The following is a 6,844-nucleotide window of genomic DNA, read 5'->3' on the forward strand; positions in this document are numbered from 1 at the left end:
TGTTTGAATTATTCGTTGAGAAACAAAAATTTTTTTCAAGAAATTTCAATAGATGAAATTGAGCAGATAATGATAACTCACCTATTTCATCCAAAAATAATGTACCTTTATAGTTTTTTTCCAGATTATCTATTTCTTTTTTATTTTCATGAATAAAAGGAGTATATTTCAAAAGCTCATTTTCAATATCATCATCTTGTAAAATAGCCAAATTTATCATTATAAATGAATTGTTTTTTCCATTACCATAATTGTGTAAAACTTTTGCAACGAGCTCTTTACCTGTTCCGCTTTCTCCCGTGATAAGAACAGTTAAATCAGATCGAATTAGCCTAGCGATCATACGATACAATTCCTGCATCGCTGTTGACTGACCAATTAAGGGTAAATTTTCTTCATGAATAATTCCATCAAAATTGTAAAAATTGACCTTTAAGGATTTTAATGCTTTTTGTACCGTTGCAATTAACTTATTAAGGTCAAAAGGCTTTGGAAAATATTCAAAAATATTCTTTCTTTCAACCTCTAATGCCGTTGAAAGTGTTGATAATGCACTTATAGCAATAATGGGTATGTCAATATTAAATGATTTAATCCTGTCAATAACATCAAAACCATTTATATCAGGCATCATTATATCTGTTATGACAAGATCAACTTTATTTTTCTTAACCCAATCCAATCCCAATTCAACTTTTGTCGTTGCCATTACATTATATTCTAGTCGTGTAAAGGCCTGACTTAAAACTGTTCTGATCGAGGCATCATCATCCAGAATTAAGATTGTTGATTTTTTTATAACCATTTTTAATTAATTACAACTTAATATCTCAGATTCGATCTGGATTGTTTGATGGGAAGATATATCTTAAAATCAGTGAATTTCTTATTTCGTTCAACATCAATCATACCTCCATGATTTTGAACAATTTTTTTACATAAAGCTAATCCAATTCCCAATCCATTTTCCTTGTCACTAATAAACGGATTAAAAAGATGATCTTTTATTTTTTCAGATATGCCTGCTCCAGTATCTCGAATAACAATCAATAATGGTAAAAAAATATAGTGATGACACGCCTCTTTTATCATCAAATCTGATTGATATTTGGTTATTATACTTATTTCATCTTGATTATCAAAATTTTGCAATGCTTCTGAAGCATTTTTGATAAGATTAAGAAATAATTGTATTAATGCATCTTTATCGCCCATTATTAAAGGTAAGGATGGATCGTATAATGCATTGATTCTGATATCTTTAGCAAAACCATTTTTTGCGATTTGAATAACATGATTCAAAATAGCATGAATATTCAACTTCGAATATTTGATATGTTTATGCGTTTCATCAATATATCTATCAAGCATATTACTTATCCGCTCAACTTCTGTACAAATTAAGCCGGTTAGCTTTTTATCTTCATTTGCAACAGTTTGTTGCAGCAATTGTGCCGCACCACGAATACCCGATAATGGATTTTTTATTTCATGCGAAAGCATTAGTGCCAGGTTTTTTTCAATTTGATTGAAATCAGTTGTTTCCCGTGAATTCCTGATCATATTGAGTAAGGAATGATCATGAAATGTAACGATATATAGATCATCATTATTTTCAACTGGGGCCAGAGAAAGAAAAAATTCTTTATTATTATTACCGTTTTTCAATCTTAATTTCATTCCGTATTGCGTAACAACACGTCTATTTTCTTTTACTTGCGAAAATAATGTTGAAAAAGATATATTTTCCAGTAAAAAATCATTCAATTCACAACAATAGGCGGATTTTCTGGAAATATTCAAAAACAATTCTGCCTGATAATTCAGATAAACAATTTTTCCGAATTGATTGATAATCATCAATGGAAAAGGTAAAGCCTCAATTATCTCATTACTATCTGTAAAAACATGAATATTTTTGCTCATCATAAATTTCAATTAACAAATTCATGCCTTATTAAAAATTCATCACTATGGATATCATAGAATTCGTTAATTGCATAAATTACATCCCTGGCGTTGTCCATTTTATTAATTGATGCTCTGAATGAAGCGGAATCAGGTAAGCCCGCACAATACCATGATAAATGTTTACGGGCCAATCTTAATCCAGAATATTCCCCATAATAGGTTAACATGGAATCATAATGAGATAGAACGATCTCTTTTTCTTCCTGCAAGGTTATAGGTGCTGGAATATCCTTGCATTGCAAGTAATGGATAATCTTGGATAAAAGCCAGGGTTTTCCGTAAACACCTCGTCCAATCATAATTCCGTCAGCCTTTGATTGTTGCAAAGCAATCACAGAAGTATTGAAATCAACAATATCACCGTTAACGATTACTGGAATTTTAACAGCTTCCTTAACATACTTCACAAAAGACCAATCTGCTTTCCCCTTATATAATTGCTGTCGTGTTCTGCCATGCACTGTAATCATTTTAATCCCACATTCTTCAGCAATTCTGGCCAATTGCGGGGCATTTAGGGATTGATGATCCCATCCCATACGCATTTTAAGCGTAACCGGAACATCAACAGCTTTAACCACTGCTTCCAATATAATTGATGCTTTTAATTCATCCTTCATCAGGGCTGAGCCAGCTTGTTGACCCACAGCCACTTTCTTGACGGGGCAACCAAAATTAATATCAATAATATCAGCGCCTTTATCAACAGCGATTCGTGCAGCCTCAGCCATGGCTTGAGGATCTGAACCAGCCAATTGGGTAGAGTTCAAGCCCTTTGTAATGGGTTCAGCCATTTGCAACGTTGTCTTGTTTTCACGAATCATGGCCCATGAGGCTATCATTTCGGAAACAACCAGACCCGCACCGAATTTCTTGACCAATTGTCTGAATGGAAAATCTGTCACTCCTGCCATAGGTGCCAGAATAACAGGATAGTTGATTATTTTATCCCCAGCAAGGCAAATCGGCTTCAAATCAGGAATGTCTTTAGCGGTATCTGTAATCATTTTCAGTATTTTTTTCAATTTGATTTCGTAAAATTTATCACAATTGATTTATTATTTAAAACATGATTAATAAAGTCTTTTACTTTAATTATAGTTTAACAAAAATATCTTTTTTTATACAATTCAGTTATTATGCGCATCGCTCTTATTCTTCTATCTGCCGGTTCAGGTAAACGGTTCAATCAAAATGGAACGTTACCAAAACAGTATGTTCGATTGCTGGGCCATCCTGTCATCTTTCATGCTGCCAAAGCATTTTTACCTCATGTTGATCTTGTACAGCCCGTAGGTGATGCCTCATTGCTGTCTCCAGTTTTAAATGATCTAAAAAATAATAAGATTTTACCAATCATTCAAGGGGGGGAAGAACGACAGGATAGTGTAAAGGCCGGTCTGGAAGCATTGGCAAAACTTCCCGAACCTGAACAGCCTGATGTTGTTCTAATACATGATGGAGCAAGACCGAATGTATCATCTGAGATTATTACAAAGGTAATTGACGCTCTTAAACAATATCCTGCAGCTATTCCCGCCATTCCCGTTGCTGAAACACTTAAAAAATCTAAACAAAATATTATTGAGAATACAATTTCGAGAGATGATTTATATCGTGCACAAACACCTCAAGGATTTAATTTTCGCCAATTACTTAAAATTCATCGCGGTTCATTCTCCAAAGGAGCAACAGACGATGCAGCGCTTTTTGAACAGGCAGGATTACCCGTTATGTTGGTCATGGGTGATGAAAACAATATTAAATTAACTTACAAAAATGATTTGAAACGATTGGAATGCCTTATGTCTAAAGTGATGATTCCGAGAATAGGTTCCGGTTTTGACGTGCATGCTTTTGAAAAAGATCGTCCATTGATCCTGTGCGGTATTAATATACCCTATGAACATGGATTGGCAGGCCATTCAGATGCCGATGTTGCTTTGCATGCTTTATGTGATGCTATCTACGGTGCTTTGGCTGAAGGGGATATCGGCAGTCATTTTCCTCCCTCTGATCCTCAATGGAAAAATGCGGATAGCCAAAAATTTATTATTCATGCCGGAAAACGCATAATAGAACGTGGTGGTAAAATAAGTAATCTGGATATTACCCTGATTTGTGAAAAACCGAAAATGCGTCCGTATATCGCTTCAATGAGGCAAAAAATCTCAGAATTGTTGCAACTCAAACTTTCAGCTATATCCGTTAAAGCGACAACTACCGAAAAACTGGGATTTACAGGCCGCCAGGAAGGTATTGCCTGTCAAGCGGTAATATGTTTGCTTATGCCAGAAGAGGAAACTTGGTCTAAAATTTAACTTTCAAACTATTTTCTGAGGTTTGATAATCAATTTATTTGAACCTCAATTATTAACATATTCAAGATAATCTACACATTCATTGATTTCTTTCTGTATAAGGTTTAATCTTTGTTGTTGTTCTGCATCATAACCCCAAATTTGAGATTGAATATGTTCATCCAGATAAGCATACTCAAATCCTTGCTGTGCTGATAACTTTCTTTCAAAAATGGCAATTGATAATACAACACTTCCCAATAATGGTATAATTACAGCAAAAAAAGTCAACTCTTCATCAGAAAGCCTCATAATATAGGTTTTTATCTTATTGATTGTTTGTTTATCCTGCACAATAGGCATAACCCCTTTTGTCACCCTAAAGGTTATATGTAAAAACTCTTCAATCCATTGCAAAATAGGTTGCCATAGCTGATTTTGTCTATTTACTAATTGTTTAGGTTTTTCCGCACGATAGCAAAGCAATTCACCATTTACATAGGGAAGAAGGACATCAATATATTTCTTACGATCAGGTTTGATTTTTTCAATAAGAGTACTGATTATTCGCGTAATGGGTAAAGTATCAAATGAAAAAATATCTCCTTTTTTACAACCGGCATTTTGCCATTCATCTACTATTCTTTTTGCTAGCGTTTCGTTAGATACTTTTAATATCGATTTCTGCGGAAGACGTAATAATTGTTTATCAAGATATATCCTAAAACCATCATCATCTTTGATATAAGTTGCCTTATCCCAAAAACGGCGCAATTTTAATGGTTTGTTCATATAATTTTTCCAATATCAGGTATTTATAATTATTGTGCTCTAGCTTTTGATAAGGAATCTGAACAATAATTGGTGCGTTCAAGCATTTTTTTTATCGTATTAATACTTAGGGTAAAAACCTTATCTTTATTTTTTTCAAAGTTTATAATCGGTTTGTCAAGATTGCCTTTAATAATGATTGGCACGGAGGCACTGAATGAACCCAATGAGATATCGGGAACAATATGAAAATCAATTTGATGTGCGGGTATGGAATAATACCCTGTTCCATTCAGGGCAAATTTTTTAGCCTGAAGTGTAAATGTATCAAAATATAATTGATCATTTTTCAGGTTAAAATGTACCGCCAAGCATTGCGTTGAAAGATTCTTTTTCAATGGCAAAGTATCAGCCGCTTTACCTAGATAATGTCTTAATCCTTCAGCCTTGACGATTCCTCCAATTCCGGCCATTCCAACACGTCCAACCATTGAATGAATCCACTGATCATAATTTGAACCTTTAGCTGAAATATTTCCAGTCACTTCAATAGGACCACTATACAATTCTGCCAACTTATATCTTTGTTCCAGCCACTCCATCGGAAAAACGGATGGATGGATCGTAACATACAGTTTTTGATCATCATTGTTATGATTATAGGCGATATCAAGATTAAGATGATTTTGTTTATTAATGAACTGTGCATTGTTAATTTTTAACTGATTGTTATTCCAATTAAAATAATTTGAAAAATTATTAAAATTATATTGATTAAATTGAAGATTTTTACCGTTTATACTACCTTCTGCACCCAAATTGTGCAAAATTTCATCGCGAATATGATTGATTGACTGAATGTCAACTCTAAAAGGCAAATATATTTTACCACTATAAAATATATCATGTGCTTCAACAAAACCAATTTTAGAAAATTGATGGTCAATTTTTAATGCATTTAATTTTATTTTGAGAGATGGATTTTTTCCTCCCACTGTCCCATGAATCTGTGCCGAATAATTATCTGATGACAAATTTCCCTTTATGGGTATTTCCTTGAGATTATCTGAAAACAATATTTGTTGAAAATTATTCAATGTTCCCAAATCGCCAGCCCAACTGAATATATTGTCATTCAGTTTTCCCTTAAACTGGATATTTATATTTTCATTAAACTGATTGGCCATGATTTGGACATTCGTCAAATCGAAATCTTTGTATGATTCCCTAATTGGAATATAACCCATATTTAATTGTAACAGTTTTATTTTTGGTTTTGAATTTTTCTCCGTTTCTGTATCAATATCTTCAAGTAACGTATTGAAGGTAATATTTTCAACCAATGGTAAATTGGCATGTGGGAATAACAAATTAAGGTTCTGCAGGTTTAGAATCGCACCTCTTGCCGATATTGAGAAATTTTTCAAATTGATAGAATCTTTTACAGTTCCATTGACATGTATATTTCCGACATTTTGGTTTTGAAAATACTCTGTTAAAACCATTTGGAATTTAACAGGAGATGAAGAAACTACATTTCTATGCAATAGCAAAGCATCCGCATGATTGATACGTCCAGATAATGAAAAATTCGCTTGATGATTATGTCCATTAATTTCAAAACGTATCTTATTCCCTTCAAACTGATCAATATCAACAGTTTTCAAAAGAAAATGGGCATGTTTATTATTTCTAAAATTATCGTAACATGTCTGAACATGACTGAAATTGATTGTCCTGAAATTAACTGTCCATTTTTTCTTATTTTTTTTCTTATTTTTTTCAGACAGAATATCTGATTT

At 33.2% G+C, this 6,844-nt stretch carries 6 protein-coding genes; 1 reads left to right on the forward strand and 5 read right to left on the reverse strand.

Features of this window, described 5'->3' with window-relative positions; all coding sequences use genetic code 11:
* The 3 genes from U0839_RS07935 to dusB all read right to left on the reverse strand — a co-directional run.
* The coding region (locus U0839_RS07935; protein WP_413550434.1) for a sigma-54-dependent transcriptional regulator at positions 1-805 on the reverse strand (805 nt) is incomplete at its 3' end.
* Between the two features lie 17 nt (positions 806-822).
* Entirely contained in the window at positions 823-1,926 is a 1,104-nt protein-coding gene (locus U0839_RS07940; RefSeq protein ID WP_413550435.1) for a two-component system sensor histidine kinase NtrB, read from the reverse strand.
* Positions 1,927-1,934: 8 nt separating this feature from the next.
* The gene (gene dusB / locus U0839_RS07945) at positions 1,935-2,978 is read right to left on the reverse strand and encodes a tRNA dihydrouridine synthase DusB (RefSeq protein WP_155565446.1); all 1,044 of its coding nucleotides are present in this window, start codon (positions 2,976-2,978) and stop codon (positions 1,935-1,937) included.
* Between the two features lie 132 nt (positions 2,979-3,110).
* Between dusB and U0839_RS07950 the strand changes: the two genes are divergently transcribed.
* The gene (locus tag U0839_RS07950; RefSeq protein WP_155565447.1) at positions 3,111-4,292 is read left to right on the forward strand and encodes a bifunctional 2-C-methyl-D-erythritol 4-phosphate cytidylyltransferase/2-C-methyl-D-erythritol 2,4-cyclodiphosphate synthase; all 1,182 of its coding nucleotides are present in this window, start codon (positions 3,111-3,113) and stop codon (positions 4,290-4,292) included.
* Between the two features lie 45 nt (positions 4,293-4,337).
* On the opposite strand, the gene U0839_RS07955 is transcribed toward U0839_RS07950, so the two are convergent.
* Entirely contained in the window at positions 4,338-5,063 is a 726-nt protein-coding gene (locus U0839_RS07955) for an ATP12 family chaperone protein (protein ID WP_155565448.1), read from the reverse strand.
* Between the two features lie 29 nt (positions 5,064-5,092).
* Positions 5,093-6,844 (reverse strand): AsmA-like C-terminal region-containing protein (locus U0839_RS07960; protein WP_413550436.1); only part of this gene is annotated, 1,752 nt, incomplete at its 5' end.

This window comes from Commensalibacter sp. A3DC, assembly GCF_047307945.1.
Lineage (GTDB): Bacteria > Pseudomonadota > Alphaproteobacteria > Acetobacterales > Acetobacteraceae > Commensalibacter > Commensalibacter melissae.